At 50.5% G+C, this 26,256-nt stretch carries 27 protein-coding genes and 1 tRNA gene; 14 read left to right on the forward strand and 14 right to left on the reverse strand.

What is annotated here, in order from left to right; translation table 11 throughout:
* Together SYN6312_RS07030 and SYN6312_RS07035 are read right to left on the reverse strand one after the other, a co-directional pair.
* Positions 1-1,059, reverse strand: coding sequence for an AI-2E family transporter (locus SYN6312_RS07030; RefSeq protein ID WP_015124167.1), 1,059 nt, complete (start codon positions 1,057-1,059; stop codon positions 1-3).
* Positions 1,059-1,886: a DUF3153 domain-containing protein gene (locus SYN6312_RS07035; protein ID WP_015124168.1), complete on the reverse strand. Its 828-nt coding sequence runs from the start codon at positions 1,884-1,886 to the stop codon at positions 1,059-1,061. The genes SYN6312_RS07030 and SYN6312_RS07035 overlap by 1 nt, the downstream gene beginning before the upstream one ends.
* Before the next feature lie 105 nt (positions 1,887-1,991).
* Here SYN6312_RS07035 and SYN6312_RS07040 point away from each other — a divergent pair, with 105 nt between their 5' ends.
* Positions 1,992-2,792, forward strand: a complete 801-nt coding sequence (locus SYN6312_RS07040) for an ABC-2 family transporter protein (protein ID WP_015124169.1) — start codon at positions 1,992-1,994, stop codon at positions 2,790-2,792.
* Here SYN6312_RS07040 and SYN6312_RS07045 read toward each other — a convergent pair.
* Complete coding sequence (locus SYN6312_RS07045; protein WP_015124170.1) at positions 2,775-3,308, reverse strand: DUF2085 domain-containing protein; 534 nt, start codon at positions 3,306-3,308, stop codon at positions 2,775-2,777. The genes SYN6312_RS07040 and SYN6312_RS07045 overlap by 18 nt on opposite strands.
* On the opposite strand from SYN6312_RS07045, the gene SYN6312_RS19730 reads away from it, so the two are divergent.
* The 5 genes from SYN6312_RS19730 to bchD all read left to right on the forward strand — a co-directional run bounded on the left by SYN6312_RS19730 (position 3,301) and on the right by bchD (position 9,352).
* Entirely contained in the window at positions 3,301-3,450 is a 150-nt protein-coding gene (locus SYN6312_RS19730; protein ID WP_156804757.1) for a hypothetical protein, read from the forward strand. The genes SYN6312_RS07045 and SYN6312_RS19730 overlap by 8 nt on opposite strands.
* Before the next feature lie 164 nt (positions 3,451-3,614).
* Complete coding sequence (locus SYN6312_RS07050) at positions 3,615-4,502, forward strand: lipopolysaccharide assembly protein LapB (protein ID WP_015124171.1); 888 nt, start codon at positions 3,615-3,617, stop codon at positions 4,500-4,502.
* Positions 4,503-4,508: 6 nt separating this feature from the next.
* Complete coding sequence (gene ruvA / locus SYN6312_RS07055) at positions 4,509-5,135, forward strand: Holliday junction branch migration protein RuvA (protein ID WP_015124172.1); 627 nt, start codon at positions 4,509-4,511, stop codon at positions 5,133-5,135.
* A 127-nt stretch (positions 5,136-5,262) separates the two neighbouring features.
* On the forward strand, positions 5,263-7,221 hold the full coding sequence (gene shc / locus SYN6312_RS07060; protein WP_015124173.1) for a squalene--hopene cyclase: 1,959 nt from the start codon (positions 5,263-5,265) through the stop codon (positions 7,219-7,221).
* 124 nt (positions 7,222-7,345) lie between these two features.
* Positions 7,346-9,352, forward strand: a complete 2,007-nt coding sequence (bchD, locus tag SYN6312_RS07065; protein ID WP_015124174.1) for a magnesium chelatase ATPase subunit D — start codon at positions 7,346-7,348, stop codon at positions 9,350-9,352.
* A 62-nt stretch (positions 9,353-9,414) separates the two neighbouring features.
* Here bchD and prmC read toward each other — a convergent pair whose 3' ends face one another.
* The 6 genes from prmC to miaB all read right to left on the reverse strand — a co-directional run bounded on the left by prmC (position 9,415) and on the right by miaB (position 15,165).
* The gene (gene prmC, locus SYN6312_RS07070; RefSeq protein WP_015124175.1) at positions 9,415-10,350 is read right to left on the reverse strand and encodes a peptide chain release factor N(5)-glutamine methyltransferase; all 936 of its coding nucleotides are present in this window, start codon (positions 10,348-10,350) and stop codon (positions 9,415-9,417) included.
* An 8-nt stretch (positions 10,351-10,358) separates the two neighbouring features.
* On the reverse strand, positions 10,359-11,567 hold the full coding sequence (coaBC, locus tag SYN6312_RS07075) for a bifunctional phosphopantothenoylcysteine decarboxylase/phosphopantothenate--cysteine ligase CoaBC (RefSeq protein ID WP_015124176.1): 1,209 nt from the start codon (positions 11,565-11,567) through the stop codon (positions 10,359-10,361).
* Between the two features lie 59 nt (positions 11,568-11,626).
* Positions 11,627-11,842, reverse strand: a complete 216-nt coding sequence (locus tag SYN6312_RS07080) for a DUF2555 domain-containing protein (RefSeq protein WP_015124177.1) — start codon at positions 11,840-11,842, stop codon at positions 11,627-11,629.
* A gap of 146 nt (positions 11,843-11,988) precedes the next feature.
* On the reverse strand, positions 11,989-12,498 hold the full coding sequence (locus SYN6312_RS07085) for a hypothetical protein (RefSeq protein WP_015124178.1): 510 nt from the start codon (positions 12,496-12,498) through the stop codon (positions 11,989-11,991).
* Entirely contained in the window at positions 12,467-13,507 is a 1,041-nt protein-coding gene (gene pdhA, locus SYN6312_RS07090) for a pyruvate dehydrogenase (acetyl-transferring) E1 component subunit alpha (protein ID WP_015124179.1), read from the reverse strand. The genes SYN6312_RS07085 and pdhA overlap by 32 nt, the downstream gene beginning before the upstream one ends.
* 290 nt (positions 13,508-13,797) lie before the next feature.
* Complete coding sequence (gene miaB, locus SYN6312_RS07095; RefSeq protein WP_015124180.1) at positions 13,798-15,165, reverse strand: tRNA (N6-isopentenyl adenosine(37)-C2)-methylthiotransferase MiaB; 1,368 nt, start codon at positions 15,163-15,165, stop codon at positions 13,798-13,800.
* A gap of 188 nt (positions 15,166-15,353) precedes the next feature.
* Between miaB and SYN6312_RS20950 the strand changes: the two genes are divergently transcribed.
* A complete protein-coding gene (locus SYN6312_RS20950; RefSeq protein ID WP_083853500.1) occupies positions 15,354-15,500 on the forward strand; it encodes an element excision factor XisH family protein in 147 nt (48 codons plus the stop codon).
* A gap of 409 nt (positions 15,501-15,909) precedes the next feature.
* Here SYN6312_RS20950 and rpsN read toward each other — a convergent pair whose 3' ends face one another.
* Positions 15,910-16,212, reverse strand: a complete 303-nt coding sequence (rpsN, locus tag SYN6312_RS07100) for a 30S ribosomal protein S14 (protein ID WP_015124181.1) — start codon at positions 16,210-16,212, stop codon at positions 15,910-15,912.
* 329 nt (positions 16,213-16,541) lie between these two features.
* On the opposite strand from rpsN, the gene SYN6312_RS07105 reads away from it, so the two are divergent.
* The 3 genes from SYN6312_RS07105 (at position 16,542) to SYN6312_RS07115 (ending at position 17,936) form a co-directional block, all read left to right on the forward strand.
* The gene (locus SYN6312_RS07105; RefSeq protein WP_015124182.1) at positions 16,542-16,850 is read left to right on the forward strand and encodes a hypothetical protein; all 309 of its coding nucleotides are present in this window, start codon (positions 16,542-16,544) and stop codon (positions 16,848-16,850) included.
* Positions 16,851-16,857: 7 nt separating this feature from the next.
* A complete protein-coding gene (locus SYN6312_RS07110; RefSeq protein ID WP_015124183.1) occupies positions 16,858-17,772 on the forward strand; it encodes an RsmB/NOP family class I SAM-dependent RNA methyltransferase in 915 nt (304 codons plus the stop codon).
* A gap of 92 nt (positions 17,773-17,864) precedes the next feature.
* Positions 17,865-17,936: transfer RNA gene (locus tag SYN6312_RS07115), tRNA-Thr, on the forward strand.
* 846 nt (positions 17,937-18,782) lie between these two features.
* Here the strand turns inward: SYN6312_RS07115 and SYN6312_RS07125 are convergent.
* A complete protein-coding gene (locus SYN6312_RS07125; protein WP_371257396.1) occupies positions 18,783-20,036 on the reverse strand; it encodes an aspartate aminotransferase family protein in 1,254 nt (417 codons plus the stop codon).
* A 217-nt stretch (positions 20,037-20,253) separates the two neighbouring features.
* Between SYN6312_RS07125 and SYN6312_RS07130 the strand changes: the two genes are divergently transcribed.
* From SYN6312_RS07130 to SYN6312_RS07145, 4 genes are all read left to right on the forward strand, one after another.
* Positions 20,254-21,642, forward strand: a complete 1,389-nt coding sequence (locus SYN6312_RS07130; protein WP_156804758.1) for a lipid-A-disaccharide synthase — start codon at positions 20,254-20,256, stop codon at positions 21,640-21,642.
* Positions 21,642-22,226: a CPBP family intramembrane glutamic endopeptidase gene (locus SYN6312_RS07135; protein ID WP_015124187.1), complete on the forward strand. Its 585-nt coding sequence runs from the start codon at positions 21,642-21,644 to the stop codon at positions 22,224-22,226. The genes SYN6312_RS07130 and SYN6312_RS07135 overlap by 1 nt, the downstream gene beginning before the upstream one ends.
* A gap of 82 nt (positions 22,227-22,308) precedes the next feature.
* Entirely contained in the window at positions 22,309-23,658 is a 1,350-nt protein-coding gene (locus SYN6312_RS07140; protein ID WP_015124188.1) for a class I SAM-dependent methyltransferase, read from the forward strand.
* A gap of 130 nt (positions 23,659-23,788) precedes the next feature.
* On the forward strand, positions 23,789-24,955 hold the full coding sequence (locus SYN6312_RS07145; RefSeq protein ID WP_015124189.1) for a pyridoxal phosphate-dependent aminotransferase: 1,167 nt from the start codon (positions 23,789-23,791) through the stop codon (positions 24,953-24,955).
* On the opposite strand, the gene SYN6312_RS07150 is transcribed toward SYN6312_RS07145, so the two are convergent.
* Genes SYN6312_RS07150 through SYN6312_RS07160 form a run of 3 tightly spaced genes read right to left on the reverse strand, consistent with a single transcriptional unit; the run spans position 24,947 to position 26,228 of the window.
* Positions 24,947-25,729, reverse strand: coding sequence for an SDR family NAD(P)-dependent oxidoreductase (locus SYN6312_RS07150; protein ID WP_015124190.1), 783 nt, complete (start codon positions 25,727-25,729; stop codon positions 24,947-24,949). The genes SYN6312_RS07145 and SYN6312_RS07150 overlap by 9 nt on opposite strands.
* 30 nt (positions 25,730-25,759) lie before the next feature.
* Positions 25,760-26,002, reverse strand: coding sequence for a type II toxin-antitoxin system HicA family toxin (locus SYN6312_RS07155; protein ID WP_015124191.1), 243 nt, complete (start codon positions 26,000-26,002; stop codon positions 25,760-25,762).
* On the reverse strand, positions 25,995-26,228 hold the full coding sequence (locus tag SYN6312_RS07160; protein ID WP_015124192.1) for a type II toxin-antitoxin system HicB family antitoxin: 234 nt from the start codon (positions 26,226-26,228) through the stop codon (positions 25,995-25,997). Before SYN6312_RS07160 ends, SYN6312_RS07155 begins: the two co-directional genes overlap by 8 nt.
* Positions 26,229-26,256 lie beyond the last annotated feature (28 nt).

A 26,256-nucleotide genomic window follows, 5' to 3' on the forward strand; every position in this document is an offset into this window, starting at 1 on the left:
CTAGGGTGTTGTTTTTTCCAGGCTGTCCGCTTCTAGTTCACGAATCTTCTCAATCGTGGCTTTGATGGTGGCAGCAATGGGAATGGAGAGAAAAACTCCTAATAATCCCGCAACTCGTCCCCCAATTAAAAGAGCAATAAACTGCCAGAGGGGATTCAAGCCAATAATATTCCCCAACAGTCGGGGGGCAAGAATGTTGTCCTTGATTTGCTGAAAAAAGACGGCTATCACCAGCACATTCACCGCCAACCAAACATCCTGAAACAGCACCACCAAAACCACCAGGCCAATGCCAACGGTGGCTCCAATGACTGGAATTAACTGGGCCAGGCCAATGATTAAGGCAAACAAGAGGCTAAAGTTAACTCCCAAATAAATCATCACGGGCAAGAGGGCTAGAAACATGAATAGTCCCAAGACCAACTGGGCCGAAAAGAACTTTTGAATATTCAGCCGCAATGATTGATCAATAATCGGCCCCCAAGGCTGGGGAATAGAACTAACTAAAGCTCCCCACAGTTGTCCCCCATAGAACAGCATATAAACGGTTAAGACCAGTACCAAAAGCGCATCCACAAACCGGCCCAAGGTTGTAAACGCCAAATCCGGTAAAACACTCAAAATCACCTTCAATTGATTTAGTAATTCTTCCGTTATCTGTTCAAAATTAAAAGGAAACCGAAACCGATGCCCAAAGGCAATCACGCCCTGCAAGCTATCATTGCCAGAATTAACAATTTCCGGTAAACGTTCAATGAGCTGCTGGGACTGGGTTGCAATGGCCGGAATTAAGGTGAATCCCACCACCGTAAAAATAATCAGGACAAAACCCAACACCATAATCATGGCCTGGAGCCGAGTTAGGGAAAAGCGTTGTAACCAGGCCGCCAGCCCGTTCAATAAATAGGCCAAAATTGCGGCAATGATCAGTACAGACAGGAGATATTCAAAATAGAGAAATAGCTGATGCCAAACCCATAAATTCAGGGCAATGATCGGCCCCAGGCCCGCTAGGGTTAAATAGCGTTGTAAGGAGTGGCGTGGCCCTAACCAATTCATCAGGATGCAGCAGGGTTACGATTAGTTAATTTTTGGGCAGCTAGAGCTAAGGGCCGATACCGCCAATACCAGGCCAGGGACAGCAACCCAACAATGCCTAGCGCGCCCCAACCCACCAAACTGGGATAAATAAAGACCGCTTGGAGATGATTGATATAGCCCGGTTCTAATGTCCAAGTCAGGGTATGTCCGTGCTTGACCAGATGGGGATTGATGAGGGTGAGGCTGTTATCTTTGGCTGATGCTTGCCCAGGCCTGGCCCCCCAAGGCGTTTCTAAGCTAATGGTTAAGGCAACTAATTCCTGGGGACTGAGGACAACCGCATCAGAACGACTGCCAGAGGCAATCCCAAAAGCACGTAAATCTATGGTGTAGTCAAACTGTCCCCGGATAAACAATAAAAGATTTTGATCCGTCACCTCGGCCTGGGCGGGAAGGGTCGGTACGTTCGGGGCCTCAGTTTGAGTCAGGGGAGCTAAGAGGCCATTGAGTTTGCTGGCTAAATCTTCCGGGCGCTCAAAGGGGATGCGAAGATCAAGGGTTTGCCCATTTTGGCGTTTGCTCGTTCCCCCCAGTTTGCCGGCTTGCTGTTGGAGTTGCTCTAGAAATGGACGAGCAGAACGGGAGACTTGGAGATGTTGCTGAATTTCACCGCCGGCCTGGCCCTTGATTTGAATTGCTAAGTCGGCCTGGACACATCCTGATAAGCCCAAAACCAAGGTCACCAGGCCCATGATAAGCCAAACTCGGACTTGACTCAAAGGGTTTAACCCAGCCAATTTAGCCGATAATTGCCGTACCAAAAGGAGAGATGGGATTTTGTTCACAACTGCAACTCCAGGCCAGCCTAAGCAGGACTATAACACCATCGCGTCTGAAGCGGCAAAATGAAACCAGTCGGATCCGATTAGATAACCTGAGATAAAAATTTCATGGCCCTCAAAATCAAACTACGCGCCCACCAGGCCTGGGTGATGCTCACGGTCTATTACGCCTACATGAACGAATATCGAGCCGAGTTACTGCTCTGGATGCTGTCCGGTTCCTTACCTTTAATTCTCATGGGGGTTTGGGTGCAAGCGGCTGAACAGGGTAACTTTGGGATGACCCCCATTGCCTTGGCGCGGTACTTTTTGGCCGTATTTCTCACCCGACAGTTTACGGTGGTCTGGGTCATTTATGACTTTGAAAAGGAAGTGGTTGAGGGGACATTATCACCGCGCCTCCTCCAGCCCATAGACCCGGTTTGGCATCATGTCGCTGGTCATTTAGGAGAACGGGTGGCTCGCTTGCCCTTTAGTTTTGCCCTGATTCCCCTCTTTTTTCTTCTCTACCCCGAAGCAGCTTGGATTCCCGAAGGGGGGCGGCTTTTGCTGTTTGTCCCCTTAATTTTGCTGACCTTTGCCCTGCGCTTTCTGATTCAATACACCCTGGCTCTCTTGGCGTTTTGGACGGAACGAGCTACGGCCCTAGAGCAGTTTTGGTACTTGTTTTACCTATTTCTTTCAGGAATGATTGCTCCCTTATCTCTCTATCCCCCCGGCCTAGCTGCGGTGCTGATGTGGACTCCCTTTCCCTATCTGATCTATATCCCTGCCAGTGTATTGGTGGGTTTACCCGTCAATTGGCTCCAGGCCGTTGGGGTGAGTTTGCTATGGTTAGGGATTGTCTGGATCCTCAATCGCTGGTTGTGGCGCAAGGGACTCAAACGATATTCAGGCATGGGGGCGTGAATACAACGCTGGGGCAACCCACAATCCCAGGCCCAGGCCCGCAACCCAACCAAAGGGAAACACAACCCAATTCATGTAATCCCAAACCCCCACCTGCTGCAACCACCATTCCAGGGGATAGAACAACATCATCACTACGGCAATCAGACCGCCCCAAACCCCATACTGCCCCAACCAATAGGCTTCCTGGCCAGAACTACGACTCCATAGCCACCGACAAAATACCAGAGCCAAAACCGTACCATAACAGCGCATACAAACCGCCATTAACCAGTGGGGCCAGAGCATCAAACTCATTTCCGGCTGGGGACAGACAAACAAACCCATCGTGTAAATAATGTCAGCAATCTGGGTTAGGACGGGTAAGCCACTGGCGGCTAAAAACGGGGCAGCAATCGGGCCACTCACCAGGCCAGCGAGGACAAGATCGGCAATTTGGCTTTTGAGTCGAGTTTTGCGGGCTGTTTTTTCCTGAGTCGGTTTGTTAAACGGTGGTTGGACTAACTTGGTGGTCACATTGCACCCCCTGATGCGGCTAGTTCCCCAAAAAAATAAGACTGCCTTAAACTTACGCCTACCCTCTAGTTTTAACGAACTCCGGGGCCTGGACGCAAATCTGTGGGGCCTGGGAGATTGGGGCCGATCACGAGTCAGATAAAATGCGATGATAGGGCGTGGTTGGGACTGTTCTGGAGAAGTAAAAATCACCAAAAGAATGATCGAGTCGCTATTTTGGGAAGGGGCCTCTCTGGGTTAAGGTGGCGAAGGATATTTCCAAACAGTTTACTAGGCAGAACGCCAGAGATATTTAGGATAAAAATCATGGAAAAAGCGGGCATGAATCGGCGGAAACTGTTCACCCTGATTGTTCTGGTGATTGGCATTCTCCCGTTTTTGGTCATTTCCCTTGCACCCCTGATCGGTTCAATTTTTCGGACTGGCCCAACCGCGCCCATCACCACACCCTCCCCCACCGCCCAAGCTGCTGATACGGTCAAAAAGTATGAGGCTGAGGAAACGGGATACCAGGCCGTCTTGGAGCGGGAACCGGATAATATTGCTGCTTTGGAAGGGTTAATCAATGCGCGCCTCCAGCTGATTGGCCTGGGTAAACGCCCGGTGGAGACCATCATTACCCCCCTGGAACGATTGACAACCCTCAACCCGACCCAACCCCAATATGCTGTCCTCCTCGCCCAGGCCCAGGAACAAGCTGGCAAACCGGAGGAGGCTGCACGCACCTATCAGACCGTATTAGACAAGAATCCAACCAATATCAACGCCTTACGGGGCCTGGCCCAACTGGAACTAAAACAAGAGCGGCCAGAAGCGGCCCTTGGCCTGGTGCAAGATGCCATTCAATCTCTGAAAGCTGCCCCCGAAACCCCCGAATCTCAGGAAAATTTACTGGCTGTCAACTTAATTTTGGGGGATATTTATATGTCTAGACAGGACTACGCCCAGGCCCTGACCCACTTTACCCAACTCGCTCAAGATCACCCGAATGACTTCCGCCCCATCCTCGGCCAGGCCATTGCGCTCAAAAGTGAAGGGAAAAGTGCGGATGCTGCCCCCCTCTTTAATCAGGCTGTCAGCTTGGCCCCCCCCCAAGTCAAGGATCAAATTAAACGACTTGCGGCCGCCAACACCCCGAATACCGCCACCAGCCCTGCCCCTAGCTCAACTGATAGTCCAACTCCGGCTCCTTAGACGCTAATGATTGGTTTTTTGCGCGGGACAATTCTTGGTACCCAAAAACTCGGAGTCAACCGAATTATTCTCTGCTTGGACGTTCAAGGCGTAGGCTATGACCTCTTAATCACAACTCGTGTCCTCAACGCACTCCCGCCCGTAGCTGAACCCGTGGCCCTGTTTACCCATCTGCAAGTGCGCGATGATCAACTCCTGCTGTATGGGTTTGGTTCCGCGCCAGAACGGGATTTATTTCGGCAGTTGATTAGTGTCAGTGGGGTTGGTCCCCAGTTAGGACTCGCCCTCTTAGACAGCTTGGGATTATCAGAGTTGATCCAGGCCATTGTCAGCGGCAATACGCGCCTCCTGAGTCGGACTCCTGGGGTCGGGACAAAAACGGCGGAACGCTTGGCCTTGGAACTAAAAACGAAACTTGCGGCCTGGCGAGATCAAACCGGCCTGGTGACTACTCCCGCTGCCGGGCCAATGGCGGCCATTCAAGAAGATGTGGAAATGACCCTCTTGGCTTTGGGGTATACGGCCCAGGAAATCCGCCAGGCCTTGGACGCAGTTGGACAATCAACGGCCTTAGCCAAAAATGCCGATGCCGAAGCCTGGTTACGGGAAACAATTACGTGGTTGAGTCAGTAAGGTTCATAGATGAGTTAATGACGACAGCCTCCAATCAGCAAATAACGAGAGGATTTGATCCAGGCCTGGGAAAGCGAAGAGCGTATAATAAATCGGAATTAGCCTTTTAAGATGATCCCCAGACTCTATGCAGACCCAAGACCGGATTCCTGAGACGTTGACTGCTCCCCTCTCTCCCCTTGATGCCGCGATCCAGGCCAGCCAAAACTATCTCCTCTCCCAACAATACAAAGACGGCTACTGGTGTTCAGAACTGGAATCCAACTGCACGATGACAGCAGAAGCAGTCTTGCTCCACAAAATTTGGGGGACTGATAAAAACCGACCCTTAGCCAAAGCCAAAACCTTTTTACAATCCCAACAACGGGAACATGGCGGCTGGGAACTGTTCTATGGGGATGGCGGCGACCTCAGCACCTCGGTGGAAACCTATACGGCATTGCGACTGTTGGGCGTTGCGGCGAATGATCCGGATATGGTGCGAGCCAAGGATTTTATTCTCGCTAAAGGTGGCATCAGCAAAACCCGGATTTTTACCAAGCTGCATTTGGCTCTAATTGGCTGTTATGACTGGCGGGGAATTCCCTCGTTGCCGCCCTGGGTGATGTTGTTGCCGGAGTGGGGGCCATTTACGATCTATGAAATGTCCAGTTGGGCCCGCGGTAGCACCGTTCCGCTGTTGATCGTCATGGATCGTAAGCCAGTCTATGTCACGAATCCGGGCGTGAATGTGGATGAGCTTTATCTCGAAGGCCGGGCAAATGTGAATTGGAGCTTACCCCGGAAAGGCGATTGGACTGATTTATTTCTGGAACTAGATAATGTTTTCAAGTTTTGTGAGGAGTGGAATTTAACCCCCTTGCGGGAAGAAGGACTCCAAGCGGCGGAAAAATGGGTTTTAGAACGTCAGGAAGCTAGTGGCGATTGGGGTGGCATTATTCCGGCGATGTTGAATTCCCTCTTGGCGTTGCGGGCCTTGGGGTATAACGCCCATGATCCGATTGTCCAACGGGGCCTGGAAAGTGTGGATCGCTTTGCCATTGAAACTGAGGATTGGTATCGGGTGCAGCCCTGTGTCTCGCCGGTGTGGGATACGGCCTTAGTCATGCGGGCGTTGGTGGATTCTGGCCTGGAGCCGGATCATCCTGCATTGGTCACTGGCGGCAACTGGCTGATTGAAAAGCAAATTCTCGATTATGGCGATTGGGCGGTTAAGAATAAAATCGGTAAACCTGGGGCCTGGGCCTTTGAGTTTGAAAATCGCTTTTACCCCGATGTGGATGATACAGCCGTGGTGGTCATGGCCCTGGAAGCCGTCAAACTCCCCGATGAAAAACTCAAACAAGAGGCAATGCAGCGGGCTGTGGATTGGATTGCAACGATGCAGTGTAAGCCTGGGGGTTGGGCGGCCTTTGATATTGATAACGATCAAGATTGGCTCAACGACATTCCCTATGGCGACTTGCGGGCGATGATTGACCCCAATACAGCGGATGTCACAGCCCGTGTCTTAGAAATGATTGGCCGCACCGACATGACCACCGGAGAAGCCAGCGTTGACAAGGCCTTAGCCTATTTGCGGACGGAACAGGAACCGGAAGGCTGTTGGTATGGGCGTTGGGGCGTGAACTATGTCTATGGCACCAGTGGCGTGTTGGCGGCATTGGCCTTAGTGGCTCCTCCCTATGATCGGTGGCGATTACGGCGGGCCGTCAAGTGGTTAGTCTCTGTCCAAAATTCAGATGGCGGTTGGGGCGAAACCTGTCGCAGCTATAACGATCCAAGCTTAAAAGGGAAAGGCGAGAGTACCCCCTCCCAAACGGCCTGGGCATTGATTGGCCTGTTGGCGGCTGGAGAAGCAGTGGGTGAATATGCCACAGATGCCATTAGACGTGGGGTAGAACACCTGATTGCCACCCAACGAGCCGATGGGACTTGGAATGAAGACTATTTCACTGGGACTGGCTTCCCTTGTCACTTTTATTTGAAATATCACCTTTATCAACAGCATTTCCCCCTCACGGCCTTGGGACGCTATCGCCAGTATCAGCAAACTGTCCTGAATCCTTATCCGGTCACGGCCTAAACCCTCCTTTATGGTCTTCCCCTGGGGCCAACTCTTTGGGACGGATGAGGGAACTTTTCTGACTGGCTAAAGATGAACCCTAACAGTGACAATGGGGATAGTCCTTTGCCTGATCAATATCCCAATGGTTGCTGCTTTACCCATTGCTCCGACTTTTCCCCTGACGGCCGTTGTTGGACAGGAGGCGATTAAACTTGCACTGTTATTAGCGGCAGTTGATCCAGGCCTGGGGGGTGTCGTCATTGCCGGGCGGCGGGGCACAGCTAAATCCGTCATGGCCCGGGCGATTCATGCCTTGTTACCTCCGATTGAAATCGTCAAAGGCTCCCTGAGTAATTGTGATCCAGCTAACCCTGGGGCCTGGGATAAACGGTTAATTGAGCAAATTCAAGCGGGTGAAATCGAGTCTCCTCCCCCAACCGAGGTCATTCCGGCTCCATTTATTCAAATTCCTTTGGGAATTACGGAAGATCGGCTGATTGGGGCCGTAGATGTCAGTCAATCGGTGCAGAAAGGAGAAGCCATTTTTCAACCCGGCCTGTTAGCCTCTGCCCACCGCGGAGTTCTTTATGTGGACGAAATTAACCTCCTAGAGGAGCAGATTGCCAATCTCTTGCTGACGGTCTTAACGGAAGGACGCAACCAAATTGAACGAGAAGGGATTAGTTTTCAGCACCCCTGCCAGCCTTTGTTATTAGCAACCTACAACCCGGAAGAAGGCCCACTACGACCCCATTTACTGGATCGAATTGCCATTGCTCTGAGTGCTGATGCGGTGTTGGGGTTAGATGAGCGAGTCCAGGCCGTCGATCAAGCCACGGAATTTGCCAATTCGCCCCAGGCCTTCATGGCCCAATATGGCACCGAGTTGGAAGACCTGCAAACTCAGATTATTTTGGCGCGGGAATGGCTCAAGGATGTCAAAATTCACCGCCAGCAAATTGCCTATCTCGTCACTGAAGCAATCCGGGGGGGAGTTGAGGGGCATCGGGCTGAGTTGTTTGCAGTCCGGGTGGCCAAAGCTCATGCGGCCCTGAATGGTCGTTCCGAAGTCACCGCCGAAGATTTGCGCCGGGCCGTGGAATTGGTGATTGTGCCGCGGGCCACCCTCATTGATATTCCCCCAGAGCAACTCGCCCCGCCGCCGCCCCAACCAAACCAGGCCGAGGATCAGGAGGAACCCGACCAAGAAGATGAAGACGAACCGGAAGACAACGAAGAGCAACAGGCCGAACCCCCCAGTATCCCAGAAGAGTTTGTCTTTGAAGCAGAAGGGGTAATTTTGGATGAGTCGGTCTTGTATTTTGCCCAATCGGCCCAACGTCAAGGGAAGTCGGGAAGTCGGAGTTTAGTCTATTCCCAGGATCGGGGGCGGTATGTACGGCCGATGATTCCTAAGGGACGGGGCGGGCGTATTGCGGTGGATGCAACCTTGAGGACGGCGGCTCCCTATCAAAAATCCCGACGGGCCAAGCAACCCCAACGGCGAGTCATTGTCGAATCCGGGGATGTGCGAATTAAACGGTTGGCGCGCAAATCTGGGGCGTTGATTATCTTTGTTGTGGATGCATCGGGTTCCATGGCCTTAAATCGGATGAATGCAGCCAAGGGAGCGGTTTTACGCTTACTCACCCAGGCCTACCAAAATCGGGACATGATTTCCTTGATTCCCTTCCGCGGTGACCAGGCCGATGTCTTGTTACCCCCAACGCGCTCGATCGAAGCGGCTCGCCGGAGATTAGATACCTTGCCCTGTGGGGGTGGCTCTCCTTTGGCTCATGGTTTAACCCAGGCCGTCCGAGTTGGACTCAATGCTCAGCAATCCGGGGACGTGGGACAGGTGATGATCGTGGCGATTACCGATGGCCGGGGCAATATTCCCTTAGCAAAATCTTTGGGTGAACCCATTCCAGAAGGGGAAAAACCTGATATCAAAGCCGAGTTACTGGACATTGCCGGTAAAATCCGGGGCCTGGGGCTAAAGCTGTTGGTGGTGGATACGGAAAATAAATTTATCTCGACGGGGTTTGGTAAAGAACTAGCAGCCCAGGCCGGGGGAAAATATTATCATCTGCCCAAAGCGACCGACCAGGCCATTGCCGCTGTCACCCAAAACGCCCTTAACTTCTAACTGGCCTCTCACCATGATTAATAGCTCTAGCCCAATCCATACAGATACTTCCTTAAAGTGCATTACTCCCTCCTCAGACCGTAGGCATAGCGATCATGGCCAGCTAAATCAGTGAAAATGTGTGTCTCACAAAAAGCCTGGCTAGACTCTAGTAATTTTTTAACCGCTGCCCCTTGCCCGGCCATGATTTCTAACACGAGAATCCCACCCGGTCGGATAAACGTCTTGGCCCCGGCCACAATTTCCTGAACTGCCCCCAGGCCATCCGCGCCACCACTCAAGGCTAAATGGGGTTCATGGTTTTGGACTTCCGGTTGCAGGTTGGCAATCTCGGCCTGGGGAATATAGGGGGGATTACTGACAAGTCCCGTTATCTGACCTTCTAAGCCAACTAAGGGCTGCCACCACGATCCTTGTAAAAGTTTAATCGGGGCTTGAGGATTGTTTTGCTGAATATTAGCGGCTGCTACCCTTAACGCGGCTGGACTGACATCTACGCCATAAATCGTTGCCTTCGGAAAAACTGCCCCCAGGCCAATGGCAATCGCCCCTGAACCTGTGCCCAGATCCACCCAAATTCCCCCCTGATCTGGATCCGGATTGAATCGTGCGGCCAAATCAATCAAATACTCCGTTTCCGGGCGGGGAATCAGAACATCAGGGGTGACAGTCAGCTTGAAGTCTCGCCAAAAGACCCAACCCAAGAGATAGTGCAGCGGAACCCGATGTTGCCAGCGTTGTCGCCAGAGGTGGGTCAGTTCCTCCAGGCTATAAAAACTGTTGATTTGACTGTCATCATTCCCGACCCCGTTAGCATCACTCTGCCGTAAGTATCGGACTAAACTTAGACCATCCAAATGGGTCACTTCTCGGAGTAAATAGCGTAATTCTCCTAACCCTATGGACATCTCTGCCGCTGGAATCATGGTTTTGGCCCAGTTAGCCCAGGCCTGGAGTTCCGCACCGGAAAAAGAATGACAATGAACAGGAGAGGGCATCGGGAAACTTACTCAGCAAAGCGGAGAATCAGATCATAAAGTTCATGGGCTAGCCTGAGTTTTGTGGTTAAGGGGACTGTAATTTTTGCACCGGATTTATGGAAGATCAAGGCCTGGTTAGTGGGGCTGTTAAATCCAGACTCCGGGCGATCAATCGGATTGGCGACAATCAAATCTAAACCCTTATCTTGGAGCTTTGCCCAGGCCGGTGTGGCAATATCTTCCGTTTGGGCCGCAAAACCAATCACCTGTTGTTCCGGGCGTTTCTGGCTGGCCAAATGTTTGACTAAATCGGGAATAAATTCCAAGGGTAAGGGGTTGGGAATCTGGTCTTTAGGAAGTTTTATCGTTGAATTTGTCTTGGGCCGGACATCCCCCACCGCCGCCGCCATAATTAACCAGTCAAAATTCCCCCAGGCCTGGTTTAATCTCTCAGCCATCTCCAACCCACTCGTCACCGCCATATGGTCAATTTCCGGGGGAATCCCTAAGGCTTGGGGGCCATGGACAAGTAAAACTTCTGCACCGCGGGCCTGCCCGGCCTGGGCCAACGCAAGTCCCATTTTTCCCGAAGCCGGATTACCCAAAAAGCGAACGGCATCCAAATGCTCCCGTGTCCCCCCGCCCGTAATTAAAATCTTTTTACCCCTTAAGTCCCGTTTGCCCCCAGTTAGCAGCAGCGAGTCCAGTAACGCCAACAGTTCCTCTGGTTCAGCCATCCGTCCGGGCCCAACAGCATCACAGGCCAAGCGACCCGACCGCGGACCCAACCAATGGTAACGAGGATCATCGGTGAGAACCGCCCAATTCCGTTGCACCACTGCCTGTGACCACATGACTGTATTCATCGCTGGAGCCAAGACAATCGGACAAGTTGATGCCAAGACCGTACTGGTGAGCAAATCATCCGCTAATCCCTGACTCAGTTTGGCGAGGGTATGGGCCGTTAAGGGGGCGATCAAAAATACCTCTGCCCATTCCCCCAATTCAATATGTAAGGGGCGGGCCTGGTCAGGATGCCAAAACTCTTGATCCGGATAAGCAGGATGGCGGGCAAGGGTACTAAAGGTGAGGGGCGTAATAAATTTCTGGGCTGTTTCCGTTAAAATCACCCGCACTGAATGACCGGCCTGGATGAGTGAGGAGACAATTTCGCAGACTTTATAGGCCGCAATCCCGCCACCAACTGCTACTAAGATTCGCTGGGACTGAGTCACTGTTGCTATGCCTGAACAACAACCATCACAGGGACAAAATAGCCAGAGGTCACTGCCACTTAGGACTCATCAAAGGCCTCTAAATCAAGCAAATACAGGTAGGACTGGGTTAACTCAGGGCGTTGAAAGGCCAAAGCCCGCAACAAATGCCAATCCTCTAGGGCCGCAAAGGGAGTTTCGTAATCATCTTCCTCCAAGCGTTGAGCCAGCTGGGAGACATCCGCCACCGTATAGGCACTTAAATCTGGGTCTGGGTGTGCGGTTTGAGCCATCATGACATCCCTCCATCAAAACCAAACTGACCAAGTTACGCCTTAATGTCCAAAGTCCAACCCTTGAAGCAGCAACCTCGTCTCTACCTATTGTAAGGGGTCGCCCAGGCCAGGCCACTATTCCTTAATCTTCTGCTACAGATATCATCCTAATTTGGGGCTTGTATGCAGGCATAGCCTCCGGGCAATAGCACCAAACTCGTCCCCCTCGGACAATTTTCTTCAGTCACCGTTCCTGGGGCAGGCAAAGGCGGCGGCCGATTCACAACCTGAGGGGCTGGATTGGGGGCGGGTGTTGGCATCTCCGAGGGAGGGGCAGCCGTCCGGGGCAAAATAGAGCGCAAAACCGGTTCCGGGATTGTCGTATTGCGATACTGGTTCAAGCACTGACTTAAGTTGTGCTGAAATGGGCTACAAGTTGTGTCCCCAGGCAGCGTGGGAATGAGTTGGGGAATCAAGGGCGGAATTAAGGCATTAGGACTGGTGTAGTCAGGAATTGAAATTAAAGTCGGAATCAGTTGTCCATTGGAAAATACCTGTGCCTTCACCCCCAGGCCCGCCGCCCAAAATAAACTACCCAGTCCCAAAACAAGCCAGGGGCGATACAACCAGGTTCCCCCAAAGGGCTTAATCCGCAAAAATGTAGTGGTGTAATTCACTGGTATCTGGCTCCGGGCTGGCCTCGGCAAATTCTACAGCATCATCTACAACCGCTTGAATCTTGTTGTCAATATCCTTAAGCTCGGCGGCCGTTGCTAACTTTTTCTCGATCATATAGGCCGCTAATTTCTTGATTGGATCCCGAGTAAACCAAAAATCTTTTTCTTCCTTAGAGCGCAACTCATCGGGATCCGCCAAGGAATGCCCCCGAAACCGATAGGTCAAAGCTTCAATTAAGGTTGGTCCTTCTCCGGCCCGCGCCCGCGCCACGGCTTCTTTGGCCACAGCCCGCACCGCCAAAACATCCATCCCATCCACTTCCACGCCGACAATCCCGAAGGCTTTCCCCTTTTGGAAAATCTCTGTTTCAGAACTGGCCCGGTGGTGCGCCATCCCAATTGCCCATTTATTATTTTCAACAACGTAAAGAATCGGCAGTTTCCAGAGGGAAGCCATATTCAAACATTCAAAAAACTGCCCGTTGTTGCTGGCCCCATCCCCAAAAAAACAGGCGGTGACTTGATCAGCTCCAGCTTCTCCCATCACTTCCCGGCGATACTTACTCTGAAAAGCGGCTCCGGTGGCCACTGGAATTCCTTCCGCCACAAAGGCAAAGCCCCCCAAAAGATTATGCTCCGAGGAAAACAGGTGCATGGATCCCCCTCGGCCTTGACTGCATCCTGTGGCTTTGCCAAATAACTCGGCCATGACTTGACGGGCGGGAACTCCAGCACTGAGGGCATGAACGTGATCCCGATAGGTACTACAGACAAAATCATCCGGGCGCATCGCCTTCGTAATACCCGTGGAAACAGCTTCTTGCCCGTTATAGAGGTGGACAAAGCCAAACATCTTGCCGCGGTAATACATTTCGGCACATTTATCCTCGAAGGTACGCCCCAGAACCATATCTTCGTAGAGGATGAATCCTTCTTCCCGTGTAATTAGATCATCCGGCAATAGAATTTCAGGCAGGGCGCGTTCGGAAATCTGAGAAGAAGATGTCATAGGACTTACAAGCTTCAAGGGATGTGTAATTGAGCAATACTAGGCAATTTTGCCCATCAAACAAGATTAAACACCAGTGTATCAAATCTCTGTGGCCTGGAATTCTCTGGGGATTCATCGGCCTACTCATTTGGGGACGGAGAGGGAATGACTCAATTATTATTGATATTATTGAACTCACAAGAAGATAGATTCTCATCTCTAGTTTTGCCCCTAGTTATCAGCATGGCATCAGATAAATAAACTAGTCTGACCCATGAAAATCTATGGATGACAGACCCGAAGGCTGGTTAAGCCACTAAGACAGGCATCACTGGCGTGTTGATTAGGGTTCCGGTCAAACTAAAGGGCCGGGTTGTCGTAATTTCTACGGAAACGAGTTGTCCCCGGAGAGTTTGTATATCCCCTGGTAAAAAGGTGAGACGATTGCCCCGCGTCCGGCCCATGACTTGGCTGGAATCTCGAGGGTTAACAGCCTCTACTAAAATTTCTTCAACACGCCCTAAATAACGGGCCGAACGCTCGGCAGCCTGGCGACCCACTAAATCATTCAGTTGTTGCAAACGTTCATCTTTGATCGCTTCTGGAACTTGGTTTGACCAAAGGGCTGCTGGGGTTCCCGGCCGGGGAGAGTAGGCCGCCGTATTCAGTAAATCAAAGCCAATCATCTCAACTAACTCGAGGGTGCGCTCAAACTGGGCCGGGGTTTCCCCTGGAAAACCAACGATCACATCCGCACTCAGGGCAGCATCAGGGACATAACGGCGAATGGTTTCAATAATCCGCAGATATTTTTCCCGAGTGTAGCCCCGAGCCATCGCTTTGAGGATGTCGTTATCGCCCGATTGAAAGGGAATATGGAAATGCTCGCAGACCTTCGGGAGTTCGGCACAGGCCTGGATCAGACGTTCGGTAAAGTAGCGGGGGTGGCTGGTGGCAAAGCGAATCCGTTCAATGCCCGGCACATCATGAATGGTGTAAAGCAAATCTGTGAGGGTATTTTGGCGGCGGCCTTCGGGGGAAATTCCGGGTAAATCCCGACCATAGGCATCAATGTTTTGCCCCAAGAGCGTAATTTCTTTGTACCCTTGGGCGGCTAACTCTTCAATTTCGGCTTTGATGGCCTGGGGCGTGCGGGATTGCTCAATGCCACGGGTTCCAGGGACAACACAGTAGGTACAGCGTTCATTACAGCCATAGATGACATTGACCCAGGCCGTGACGGTGCTTTCTCGCCGCGGTTTTGTAATGTCTTCCATGATTTCCACGGGTTCGGTGGCCACAACTTGGAGACCACTTTCAACTTGGGCGAGTAATTCATCCAAGCGATTGGCATATTGCGGCCCCATGATGAGATCTAGCTCCGGCATTCGGCGTAAGAGGGCTTCTCCTTCCTGTTGGGCAACACAGCCGGCCACGACAAGCTTTAAGTTAGGGTTTTCTTGTTTCCGCTTGGCCTGGCGACCGAGATAACTATAAACCTTATGTTCGGCGTTGTCGCGAATGGAACAGGTATTGTAGAGAATTAAATCCGCTTGATTGGGATCCTCCACCCAGCCATAGCCCAGACCCTCTAAAATGCCTGCCATTCGCTCCGAGTCGGCCTTGTTCATCTGACAGCCAAAGGTAATGATGTGATAGCTAGATGATTCAGACATAGGGTAACGTTACTTAGAACTCAAGACAGGAAGTCTCAGGGTCATGCACTATTGACAACCCTCAGCAATCTTCATCATATCCTGCTGGCCTGGAGGATTATTGGCCGCTATAAGACGATATTCTTTACCAACTTAAGGGCCTGGTTTAGAAAAGTGGAATAGACTCAAATTCTAAAGGGAGTTTAGCTATGTCAGCCCGTGATTTATTCCATGACACTGTTAAAAATGGTCTCAAAAATGATGGCTGGAAAGTCACCTACGATCTCTATGCCCTATCCACTGACGAGTTTGATCTGGCTATTGATCTAGGATCTGTCATCAATTGTAAGAGTTGACACAAAGGGGCAAAAGTGGGTCGGTGATCAGACGTGACTTGAGCCAGCTTACTCCTATACGATGCTATGCCTTGAGAGATGACCAGTGGGCAAAAATAGAACTTCATTGACTGGGGTGACAGAGTCATGTCGGTCGAACTGCAACAGATAACCGTTTAATTGATCGAAGTAGTACTCTACCGATATCGGGCTGAAATTCCCTGGAGCAAGGCTCGACAAGGATGAGGATCGAACGTATATAAGGTATGGGTATTAGTCACACCTACACCAATGATGAAGTTCCAACATAGAACAATAAAAAATAAGGCTATCTACATAGACAGCCCTTTTCAAATTGATTCGAAGCCTAGCTAAGGCTCTCATCACGCATCTTCAGATGAAAATAAGTTATTATCTGGCTGGTATGTAATTACCAACTAGATTTAACCAGGCCAGGTAACAACCCTTGGTGAGCCATATCCCGTAAGGCGTTCCGGCACAAGCCAAAATCCCGGAAATATCCCCGTGGCCGACCGGTTAGCCAGCAGCGATTTCGTAAGCGAGTTTGGGCACCGTTGCGGGGGAGTTGTTGGAGTTGGCGATGGAGCGTGAGTTGCTCGTCTGGGTTTTCAGCGTAAGCAATTTGCTCTTTCAGTTCAGCACGTTTAGCAGCGTATTTTTCAACCAAGCGTTGCCGTTTTTTTTCCCGCTCGATCATGCTCTTTTTGGCCATGGAGTTTTGGGTCTTATTAAGAATGCAGCTTTACCATTATAGCGAGAACGAGGGATAGGGCAATGACTGTGTAGAAAATCGTTCTTGGGGACAGGGTCATCTAATCTAAATGGAGAGAAGTCATGGCAGCTTGGGGACTGGAGTGAGTGCCACAACGCTACTAAACTTACCCAATCGTTGGATCCGGTAACATAATTTTTGGATAAAGGCAGAGGGGAAAACGAATAATGATCGGGCGGTTTGTATTCATTCCCCTTGATTTCCCAAGGCTGTTTGTTATCATTAGAGCCGACTCAGAAAATTTTTGTTCTCCAGTTAGGAACTCTCTCATGGAATTTGAAGCACTCCTGTTGGGTATTGAGCCTTTGGCCGTTTTGGCGGTGGGCATTGGGGCCGCAGCGGTCGCTCCAGTGGTTGGGGCCGTGGATTCGATGACAGGACATTCTCTAACCGAATCAGCCCGGAATGCAGCCAAGCAAGGTTTAGTTTGGGCCTTTGAAACCTATGAAAAAGCCCAGGCCAGCATGGCTGAAGCGAGTGAATCCTTTCAAGATTTAGTGGCTGAAGCTCGTTCAGAAATTATCACGACGAAAGCCGAAGCCGACCAGAGTGAACCGCGGGAGGTCACCATCAGCTAGGTTGAAGTTGCAGAAAACCAAACAATCCCCCTCTGCCTTGCTAGAAAAGTTTAGTCGGAAGTTATATCCTGATCCGGTACATCGGGAGAACTTTCTAACAGCCCTACTTACCCCCAAGCCCTATCCGCCAGCAATTCTCTGGTGCCAGCCGCGCCCTAATCCCTTCCCCTTTGATGTTGTTGCCCCTGTGGTTTGGCAACCGGACTGGGTTGATCGACTTGCTCTGGGGACAAAACCCGGCCAACATCATCTCCATCACCAAGGGGCCTATTACGTCCTAGATTTTTCTTCTGTGTTTGCTGCTGTTCCTCTCCAATCCCTGACCTTTCTCCAGCCTCCCAAGTTAGTCATTGATGTTTGTGCCGCTCCGGGGGGAAAGTCTATTTTGGCCTGGCGCAGTTTGCAACCCGACTTACTGGTGGCGAATGAGGTGATTGGGAAACGTTTGGGAATGCTCACCTCGAATCTGAAGCGCTGCCATGTGGCCTGTGGGAAAGTGACCCATTTAAATGTGGCCGGCCTGGTGGCGGAATATGGGCAGTTGGCTGATGTCGTGATTGTGGATGCACCTTGTTCGGGACAATCTCTATTGGCAAAGGGAACCGATGTTTTGGGTTGTTTCCACCCCCGCACCATTAATCACAATGCCCAACGCCAGAAGAAGATTATTGCCACTGCGAGTCAGCTTGTCCGACCCGGGGGGTATTTGCTCTACAGCACCTGCACGTTTTCAACAGAGGAAAATGAAGGAGTCTTAGATTGGTTTGTCCAGCGGTTTCCGGCATTTCAATCCTTGGCGGTTCCTGCTCTTACCGACTACCAATCTCCTTGGGGGGCATCGCCGCAATTTAGGGGGTATCGTCTGAGTCCTGAACAGGGCCTAGGGGCTGGAGCTTTTACAAGTTTGTTGCAGCTTGCCTAAGGGACTATTCGGAGGGCCTGGGGAAATATCATGAAATTAGAAAAGATTAGGCCAATTTGCGGAAGTGTCTAGTAAAATAGGGAAGCTGAATTGCTGGTGTAGCTCAGGGGTAGAGCAGCTGATTTGTAATCAGCCGGTCGCAGGTTCAAATCCCGTCACCAGCTTGAGATATGAAACTCTTGCAAAATAACGCTTTCGGGGTTTTCAACTAAATACCTTCTAACCTGCCAATAATCACTTTTACCATATTTTCCTAACGTCATTTGAGCATTTTTTAACATCTTTTGTCCTTCAAAATAGGGGTATGACATGGGCAAAGTCAGTATTTTTCAGGACAAAGGAAATTCAACCATGCCCCGATGGATGGTTTCGTTCAGCCACACAGGAAAAAGACATTGCCTAAGTTTGGGATTGCCTGATAATTCCGTTAATCGCACTTATGCGGAAATGCTTTATCGAGATATTGAACTGTAAATACTCACAGGCAACCTTAAAGCATGGTTGGATGACTTCGAGAAAAGGAGAAATCATCCCGACCCATCGGAAAATGAGACAAAACTATAGTAAAAGGATTTAAGAACGTTATGGAAAGAGTATGTGGCGTTCAAGAGTCAGATTGGCTCAGTCAGTACCATGGCCTGTCAATATGCTTTCTATTCACGGTTGTGCATTGAGGAAAAGTGGGATGTTAAAACAGAAGATATAGATATTATTCTAATTTTATATATTTATATCAGAGCGCACCTATTAGCGGCTTACTCAAGGCGATTTAATGATTACCTTAATTTATCTGATGAGTTCAAAAAGCCATTGAAAACTTGTTAGACGAGCTTCACTCTCTAGTTCGGTGGCCAGAAATTGTAACCTTTGAAGAACTTAATGCTTCTAACCCTTGGGAGGATGAGAGAATAATGAAAAGCTTGTCATTTTGGAATTTTTTTATTAAAAATCCTGGAATGGTATTTTTCACTGAAACTTAGAGCTTTTGACAACACCGAAAGGAAGGGCTGTTACAGCAACGCGGCTAAAGCTTGGTTAATGGCGGCTAGGGCCTGATCAATTTCTTCAGATGAAACAATCAACGGCGGGACAAACCGGACAACTTTCGGGCCAGCGGGAACCAGTAACAATCCTTCAGCAATGGCAGCTTTGACAATGTCAGGGGCCGTAATCGGTGAGTCTGCCTCAATTTCCAGGCCATTGATCAATCCCCAACCCCGCACTTCTTTCACCAGGCCAGCATACTGATTGGGAATTTCTTTTAAGCCAGCACGCAACTGTTCCCCGCGGGCCTGGGCATTTTTCAGCAAGTGATCCCGTTCAATGGTTTGACACACGGTTAACGCCGCGGCACAGGCCAAGGGATTACCGCCAAACGTACTCGCATGATCACCGGGTTGAAACACATCACAGAAGGATTTACAGAGCATGGCCCCAATGGGAACTCCTCCCGCCAGGCCCTTGGCCGAGGTAAACACATCCGGTTCAACGCCAAGAGTTTGATGACCCCAAAGATTGCCGGTGCGGCCCATGCCAACTTGGACTTCATCAAAAATCAGGAGAATACCTTTTTCGTCGCAAATCTGGCGCACCCGTTGGAAATAAGGTAAATCTCCCGGACGAACTCCCCCTTCTCCTTGCAATGGCTCCAAAAGAATCGCGGCAACTTGGCGTTCATCCTTGTCTAATTCAGCAATCTTGGTTTCTAGGGCTTCAATGTCGTTGTAATCCACATAGGCAAAGCCAGGCACGAGGGGATCAAAGTTTTTCTGATATTTGGGTTGGCCGGTGGCGGTGATGGTAGCTAAAGTCCGACCGTGGAAGCTGGCCTGGGCCGTAATGATTACGGGATTGGCAATGTTCAAAACCGTATGGGCATATTTCCGGGCCAGTTTAATCGCCCCTTCATTGGCTTCGGCCCCAGAATTACAGAAAAACACCCGGTCGGCACAGGAATGATTCACCAGCCAGGTGGCCAAGTCGCCCTGTTGGGGAATGTAATACAGATTAGAAACATGGTGCAGGGTTTGGATTTGCTCCGTGACGGTTTTGACGAGGGCGGGATGGGCATGGCCAAGGGTACAGGTGGCAATTCCGGCGACAAAATCTAAATACGCTTTACCCTGATCATCCCAAACGGTGCAGCCAGAGCCTTTGACTAAGGTGAGCGGAAACCGGGCATAGGTGTTCATCACATCCCGATCAAAGTCGCTGCGATTGTAGGGGGCATCAAGGACTGGGGTTTGGGGATGAGTTACTGACAAGTCAGAAAGAACAGTAATTGGACTCACGGGACGCAACCTTTGGTTAATCAGCGGGTGATGGAAAAAGTGATTAAAGTTATTAAACCGGAATTTGTCCTAATCTAGCGCAGGGAACGAACTAAAGATCGGACAAGTTAGCAGTAACCGTTACCATTGTAGAGCGAACTTTTTTAGTCAGAACTTAGTTTTGAGGCTTCTCTAAGGTTTGATGATGCCCATGTCAACACCCCTTGATATTTTGATTCTCTCGAATGGGCCGGGGGAGTTGGCCACGTGGGTTTATCCGGTGGTGCAGGCCCTCCGAGAGCGATTGGGGCAAGACACAACCCAGGTGCGAATTTCCCTGGTGCTTTCACCCTGTCCCCATGCCAGTGGCCAAGAAGCGGTTGCGGGGGCGAAGATTTCGGGGATAGATCGGGTTCAAGGGGGTGCTCATTTTTGGCCATTCTTAATTTGGGGCCGAACTCAAGAAAATTGGGATTGGCGACCGCGGGGCCTGGTGTTATTTTTGGGCGGCGATCAGTTTTTTACGGTTGTCTTAGCAAAGCGGCTCGGCTATCGCAGTTTGATTTATGCGGAATGGGAAGCCCGATGGTTAGCCCAGATTGATCAATTTGCCGCCCGGCGGTCTATCCCTGTCACCAAGGCCTATGAAGATAAAATTTCCGTAGTTGGTGATTTGATGACCGAGAGCCAGGCCCTGTTAACTCCCACCACTCAGGCACAGATTGAGGAATTATTAAACCTCAGCCCAACCACGCCCTTAATTGGATTATTACCAGGTTCTAAGCCGATTAAGTTGCATCTGGGTGTGCCTTTCATGGTGACAATTGCGGCCCATCTCCAGCAACTCCAACCCCAGGCCCGGTTTGTGATTCCTGTGGCCCCAACCCTAAACCTACAAACCTTGGCCAACTACGCCAACCCCACTACTAATCCAGATTTTCATCTGATTGATGGAATTGCCGCTCAACTATTGGAACCGGAGCAAGGCTTACCCTACTTAGAAACCACCACCGGAACCAAAATCTATCTCTGGCAAAAGCTTCCTAACTATGATCTCCTCAGTCGCTGTCAACTTTGCTTAACGACGGTGGGGGCCAACACGGCGGAATTGGGGGCCTTGGCGGTGCCGATGATGGTTTTATTACCCCAAGAACAACTCCAACTCAAGCAGGGGATCGTTGCCGATGGCCTGGGTGGATTGATGATTGGCCTGCCTGGACTTCAGCGATGGGGGTCGGTCTTGATGTTTTGGTTAATGGTCTTACAGGGATTAACCAGGGCCCAGGCCTGGCGGTTACTCACCCAAAAACCATTGGATTGGACATTGATTAAGCAGGGATTAGGCTTGCGGGCCTGGCCGAATATTTGGGCGAACCAGGAAATTGTGCCAGAATTAGTGGGCCCCCTCGATCCCCTCGGCCTGGCTGAACAAATTGCCGGCCTCTTAAGCCAACCCCAGACCCTTATGGAAATGCGTCAACACCTCCAACGGATTCGGGGTGAGGCCGGAGCCGCGGCTAAGATTGCGAATCTGGCGGCCCAACTGCTGGACTCTGCGCCAATCCTGTCTGCCCCATTGCCACCCCTGTCATCGTCCTAATGGAACCTGTTAGCCCACAGCCGGAGCTTGAACCCCTCAGTCGCACCCAGATTTTAGTTGCGATGGGTTTGACGGCAATTCTTTGGCTGATTCTATCTAAAGCTCTTTTACAAACTCCTTTTGCAGGTGGTCTGCTCCCCCTCATTTGGCAACCCCAGGCCCTCATGGTTGGGACGTTAATTGCAACGGGAATTGTCTTGGCTAGCAGTTTGCTCTATCAATTTTGGCCCACCTATCGAGCGGCGGCAGATTTCTACTTGGAGTTGGTGATTCGTCCCCTCGTCTGGGCTGATGTCTTTTGGTTAGGGCTACTTCCGGGCCTGAGTGAAGAACTACTCTTTCGCGGTGTGTTGCTGCCAACCCTGGGCCTGGATTGGTATGGGATTATTGGCTCGGCAATTTGCTTTGGCATCCTTCATATGGGGGGTAAACAGCAATGGCCCTACGCGATTTGGGCCACGATGGTTGGGGGGATTTTGGGGTATAGTGCCGTGGCCAGTGGGAATCTTCTCGTTCCGGTTCTGGCTCATACTCTCACCAACTGGGCTGCCGGAGTGATGTGGAAATTAAAACATCAACCATAAAAACTAGCGAAAGAACATTAGAGCCATTATCCCTGGCCTGGTATGCTAAAACAGTTTGAATTGGGTAACATCAGGGGCTACCATGACAACCACAACCGCCATAACAAACGCTGTGGAACTGGAACGAATCCGTCGTCAATTTGATTTTGGCCCCTATCCCCGAATTCCCCTCGACAAATTTCCCAAAGATGACACCAATAGCCTGTTTATTCACAATGTTGTAACGGCCTATTACTTAGCCTATCAAACGGTTATTAAACCTGAAAATTTGGTTATCTTAGACGCAGGCTGTGGCAGTGGTTACAAATCCCTGTTGTTGGCGATTGCGAATCCAGGGGCCAAAATTGTCGGGATTGATCTCTCGGAAGCCTCTGTCAAAATGTCCCAGGAACGATTGGCTTATCATCAGTTTGAGAATGTTGAATTCCATAGGATGACGATTGAGGAAGTCCCAGGCCTGGGGTTGGCATTTGACTATATTAATTGTGATGAAGTCTTATACTTAGTTCCCGATCCAGTCAAGGCGCTCCAGGCCATGGGTTCTGTCCTTAAGCCTCAAGGGATTATCCGCGCCAATCTCCATAGCTATCTCCAACGTGCAGCGTATTTCCGGGCCCAGGCTGTTTTTCGGATTATGGGCATCATGGACAACAACCCGGAAGAGATGGAAATGAAACTGGTGCAGGAAATTATGGCCGAGTTGAAAGATGGAGTAGATTTAAAAGCCCGGGCCTGGAATCCCAAATATCAACAAGAAGATGCTGCCGAAGCGCTGTTAGCCAATCATTTACTGATCGGTGATCAGGCCTTTAATGTTCGGGATATGTTTAATTTCCTCGATCAGGCCGGCCTGGACTTTATTGCCATGGTGAACTGGCGGCAATGGTCACTGGAAAACCTCTTTAAAGATCCGGAAAACTTGCCCTCCTTTTTGGCCTTGAGCTTACCGGATGTGCCCCAACAAACCCAACTGGAACTCTACGAACTCATTCATCCTGTGCATCGCCTTTTGGATTTTTGGTGTCACAGGCCCCAGACCCCATCAGAGTTGTCCCCATCTCTCCCGGAAGATTGGCCGGATAACGTTATCCTCAAGGCTCAGGTGTATTTGCATCCCCAACTGTGCACCGAAACCATCCAGGCCAAGTGGGCGCAATACATTCAAGACCGAGTCGTGGTGGATTTGGGGACATTCCTCAGCCTGACTTCGACAACTCCGGTTTATGTGGATAGCTTGGTGCTGAGTTGCCTATTGCCCCTCTTTGCCGGGCCCCAATCGGTGGAATTTTTAGTCAAACGTTGGTTACAAATTTGCCCCTGCAACTTGACCACCTGTGAACCCCTGACCCCCAGCCAGGCCTTAACCTATGTCCGCCAATTTTTACATCGCCTAGAACCGGCCCAATTTGTTTTATGTCCCTTGCCGACCTGATGTGCTCCCCAACGCAAGAGTTTTGAGCATCGCAAATCCAAAGGGTATCGTGGAAACAGAGATCTGGCATAGAAACAACGATGGCGGAGAAGTTTAGCCTAAAATACAGCAGTGTTATTGGAGCAGCGGCATGGAACTAGCCACCCGGATTTATCAAGTTACTCCCTCCATTACCCTGGCCATTGACTCCAAAGCCAAAGCCATGCGAGCCGCGGGGATTGATATTTGTAGCTTTAGTGCCGGTGAACCCGATTTTAATACACCTGAACATATCAAAAACGCCGCCCAACAGGCTTTGGAAGAGGGCAAAACTCGTTACGGCCCGGCCGCCGGGGAACCTAAACTCCGGGAACTGATTGCCGAAAAACTCAACCGAGACAACAATCTGCCCTTCAAGCCGGAAAACATTATTGTCACCAATGGCGGCAAGCAATCCCTGTTTAACTTAATGATGGCCCTGATTAACCCTGGGGATGAGGTGATTATTCCGGCCCCCTACTGGTTAAGCTATCCGGAAATGGTTTACTTGGCTGGCGGTGTCCCGGTGATTATCCCAACTACGGCCGCAACCGGGTATCGGATTACCCCAGCGCAACTGAAGGCGGCCATCACCCCCCGCACGAAACTCTTTGTCCTCAACTCTCCCAGCAACCCCACAGGGATGATTTACCCCCCGGACGAAATTCGGGCCTTGGCTGAGGTAATTATCGCTGCGGATATTTGGGTTGTGTCCGATGAAATTTACGAAAAAATTCGCTACGACGGCCTGGAGCATTTAAGTATTGGGGCAGTCAGTGAGGCGGCATTTCAACACACCATTGTTAGCAGTGGTTTTGCCAAGGCCTATGCGATGACGGGCTGGCGGGTGGGTTATTTAGCTGGGCCACTAGAGTTAATTAAAGCCACCACTACGGTTCAGGGCCACAGCACCTCGAATGTTTGTACCTTTGCACAGTATGGGGCGATGGCGGCATTATCTGGGTCTCAAGATTGTGTGGCGGTGATGTTGGCGGCCTTTGCGAAACGGCGGGAAGTGATGATGGGTTTGTTGTCAGCGATCCCTGGCCTAGGCATTGTTAAACCCACTGGAGCCTTTTATGCCTATGTCAATATCAGTCAGACGGGCCTGGGGTCTCTGGAGTTTGCCGAACGGTTATTGGATGAAAAACAAGTGGCGTTAATCCCCGGTAAAGCCTTTGGAACCGATGATCATATTCGCTTATCCTATGCCACCGATGTCACCACCATTGAACGGGGCCTGGAACGCCTGGCGGATTTTGTCAGAGAGTTAGTTTAGATTGGCTTCTCGATGGACGCGAGTTGTGCTGGCCTGGGCCGTGGGCATCAAAACGATTTGATTGAGATTGACATGGGCCGGGCGGGTGGCGCAAAAAAGGATGACCTCGGCTACATCCATCCCGGTGAGTGGCTCCAGGCCCTGATAGACTTTTTCAGCTCGCTCGGTGTCCCCATGAAAACGGACTTGGCTAAATTCTGTTGCCACCAGGCCGGGATCAATACAACTGACGCGAATCGGTGTCCCCAATAAATCCTGTTTTAAACCTTCTGTAATCGCTTGCACGGCTGCTTTGGTTGCGCAATAGACATGACCGCCTGGATAGACTTGTAACCCCGCAATCGAACCAATATTGATAATCTGCCCCTGGCCTCGCGCTAACATTCCTGGCAAAAGGGTATGAGTGACATAGAGTAAGCCCTTGATGTTGGTATCAATCATCTCCTCCCAATCAGACAGTAAGGCCTGATCAAATCGCTCCAGGCCCCGACTTAAGCCCGCATTATTAATCAAAATGTCAATCTTTTGCCAGGCTGTCGGGAGAGATTTTAATAAGGGGATAATTTCATTTGGGTTACTAACATCCCCCGCCAAGCAAAGACAGTCGGTTTGGTATTGAGTTTTTAAGGATTCAGCCAATTCCTCCAAGCGAGATAAACGCCGAGACAAAAGAATTAACCGACAACCCGCTGCCCCAAAGACCATCCCACAGTCCTGGCCAATGCCGCTACTGGCTCCGGTGATTAAAACAGTTTGGCCTGTTAATAAAACCATAATTAGCTGCTCAATTTGTTAATTAACTTTTTACTTTTGATAAAAATGTGGAAAGAGGTCTGTCTCAGGAATATAGCGACAGGCCTGGCGATAAATTGCTCGACAAGTACCCGTATCGAGTTGTCGATGGTTAGGAATGGTAAGGGTTTCTTGGCCTGTTTCGCGATCTCGCCGCAATTTAATATGACTCCCTCTTTGACTGTGAACCTGAAAACCAAATTTCTCCAGGATTCTAACGACTTCAGCACCGGATAATCGTTTAAGTCTAGGCATAGGTGGGCTGTAATTCAAAGGTCACAAGAACAGTCGGATTAGGAACCAAACCAAACTCGGCCGCATCTTCCCCCTCTAAATGCAGGGTAATGGCTTCTTGTAAATTTTTAACGACCTCATCCAGTGTTTGGCCCTGAGTCACGACTAAAATCTCCAAGCATTCAGCCACATAGCCACTTTGCTCTCCTGGACGGATGAAGGACTTAATCGTGTGTTGTAGCGACATACCTATTACTTCCTGTCAAGCTAGACAT

Source organism: Synechococcus sp. PCC 6312, assembly GCF_000316685.1.
Lineage (GTDB): Bacteria > Cyanobacteriota > Cyanobacteriia > Thermosynechococcales > Thermosynechococcaceae > Pseudocalidococcus.

Bases quoted from the DNA above. Each gene is read 5' to 3' on its own strand.
- bchD (WP_015124174.1), top strand. From the start codon at position 7,346: ATGGTTGCTGCTTTACCCATTGCTCCGACTTTTCCCCTGACGGCCGTT.
- SYN6312_RS07160 (WP_015124192.1), bottom strand. From the start codon at position 26,228: ATGTCGCTACAACACACGATTAAGTCCTTCATCCGTCCAGGAGAGCAA.
- SYN6312_RS07080 (WP_015124177.1), bottom strand. From the start codon at position 11,842: ATGATGGCTCAAACCGCACACCCAGACCCAGATTTAAGTGCCTATACG.
- SYN6312_RS07130 (WP_156804758.1), top strand. From the start codon at position 20,254: ATGTCAACACCCCTTGATATTTTGATTCTCTCGAATGGGCCGGGGGAG.
- SYN6312_RS07155 (WP_015124191.1), bottom strand. From the start codon at position 26,002: ATGCCTAGACTTAAACGATTATCCGGTGCTGAAGTCGTTAGAATCCTG.
- SYN6312_RS07030 (WP_015124167.1), bottom strand. From the start codon at position 1,059: ATGAATTGGTTAGGGCCACGCCACTCCTTACAACGCTATTTAACCCTA.
- prmC (WP_015124175.1), bottom strand. From the start codon at position 10,350: ATGCCCTCTCCTGTTCATTGTCATTCTTTTTCCGGTGCGGAACTCCAG.
- shc (WP_015124173.1), top strand. From the start codon at position 5,263: ATGCAGACCCAAGACCGGATTCCTGAGACGTTGACTGCTCCCCTCTCT.
- SYN6312_RS07040 (WP_015124169.1), top strand. From the start codon at position 1,992: ATGGCCCTCAAAATCAAACTACGCGCCCACCAGGCCTGGGTGATGCTC.
- SYN6312_RS07140 (WP_015124188.1), top strand. From the start codon at position 22,309: ATGACAACCACAACCGCCATAACAAACGCTGTGGAACTGGAACGAATC.
- rpsN (WP_015124181.1), bottom strand. From the start codon at position 16,212: ATGGCCAAAAAGAGCATGATCGAGCGGGAAAAAAAACGGCAACGCTTG.
- SYN6312_RS07050 (WP_015124171.1), top strand. From the start codon at position 3,615: ATGGAAAAAGCGGGCATGAATCGGCGGAAACTGTTCACCCTGATTGTT.
- SYN6312_RS07135 (WP_015124187.1), top strand. From the start codon at position 21,642: ATGGAACCTGTTAGCCCACAGCCGGAGCTTGAACCCCTCAGTCGCACC.
- SYN6312_RS20950 (WP_083853500.1), top strand. From the start codon at position 15,354: ATGTCAGCCCGTGATTTATTCCATGACACTGTTAAAAATGGTCTCAAA.
- SYN6312_RS07105 (WP_015124182.1), top strand. From the start codon at position 16,542: ATGGAATTTGAAGCACTCCTGTTGGGTATTGAGCCTTTGGCCGTTTTG.
- ruvA (WP_015124172.1), top strand. From the start codon at position 4,509: ATGATTGGTTTTTTGCGCGGGACAATTCTTGGTACCCAAAAACTCGGA.
- SYN6312_RS07150 (WP_015124190.1), bottom strand. From the start codon at position 25,729: ATGGTTTTATTAACAGGCCAAACTGTTTTAATCACCGGAGCCAGTAGC.
- SYN6312_RS07145 (WP_015124189.1), top strand. From the start codon at position 23,789: ATGGAACTAGCCACCCGGATTTATCAAGTTACTCCCTCCATTACCCTG.
- pdhA (WP_015124179.1), bottom strand. From the start codon at position 13,507: ATGACATCTTCTTCTCAGATTTCCGAACGCGCCCTGCCTGAAATTCTA.
- miaB (WP_015124180.1), bottom strand. From the start codon at position 15,165: ATGTCTGAATCATCTAGCTATCACATCATTACCTTTGGCTGTCAGATG.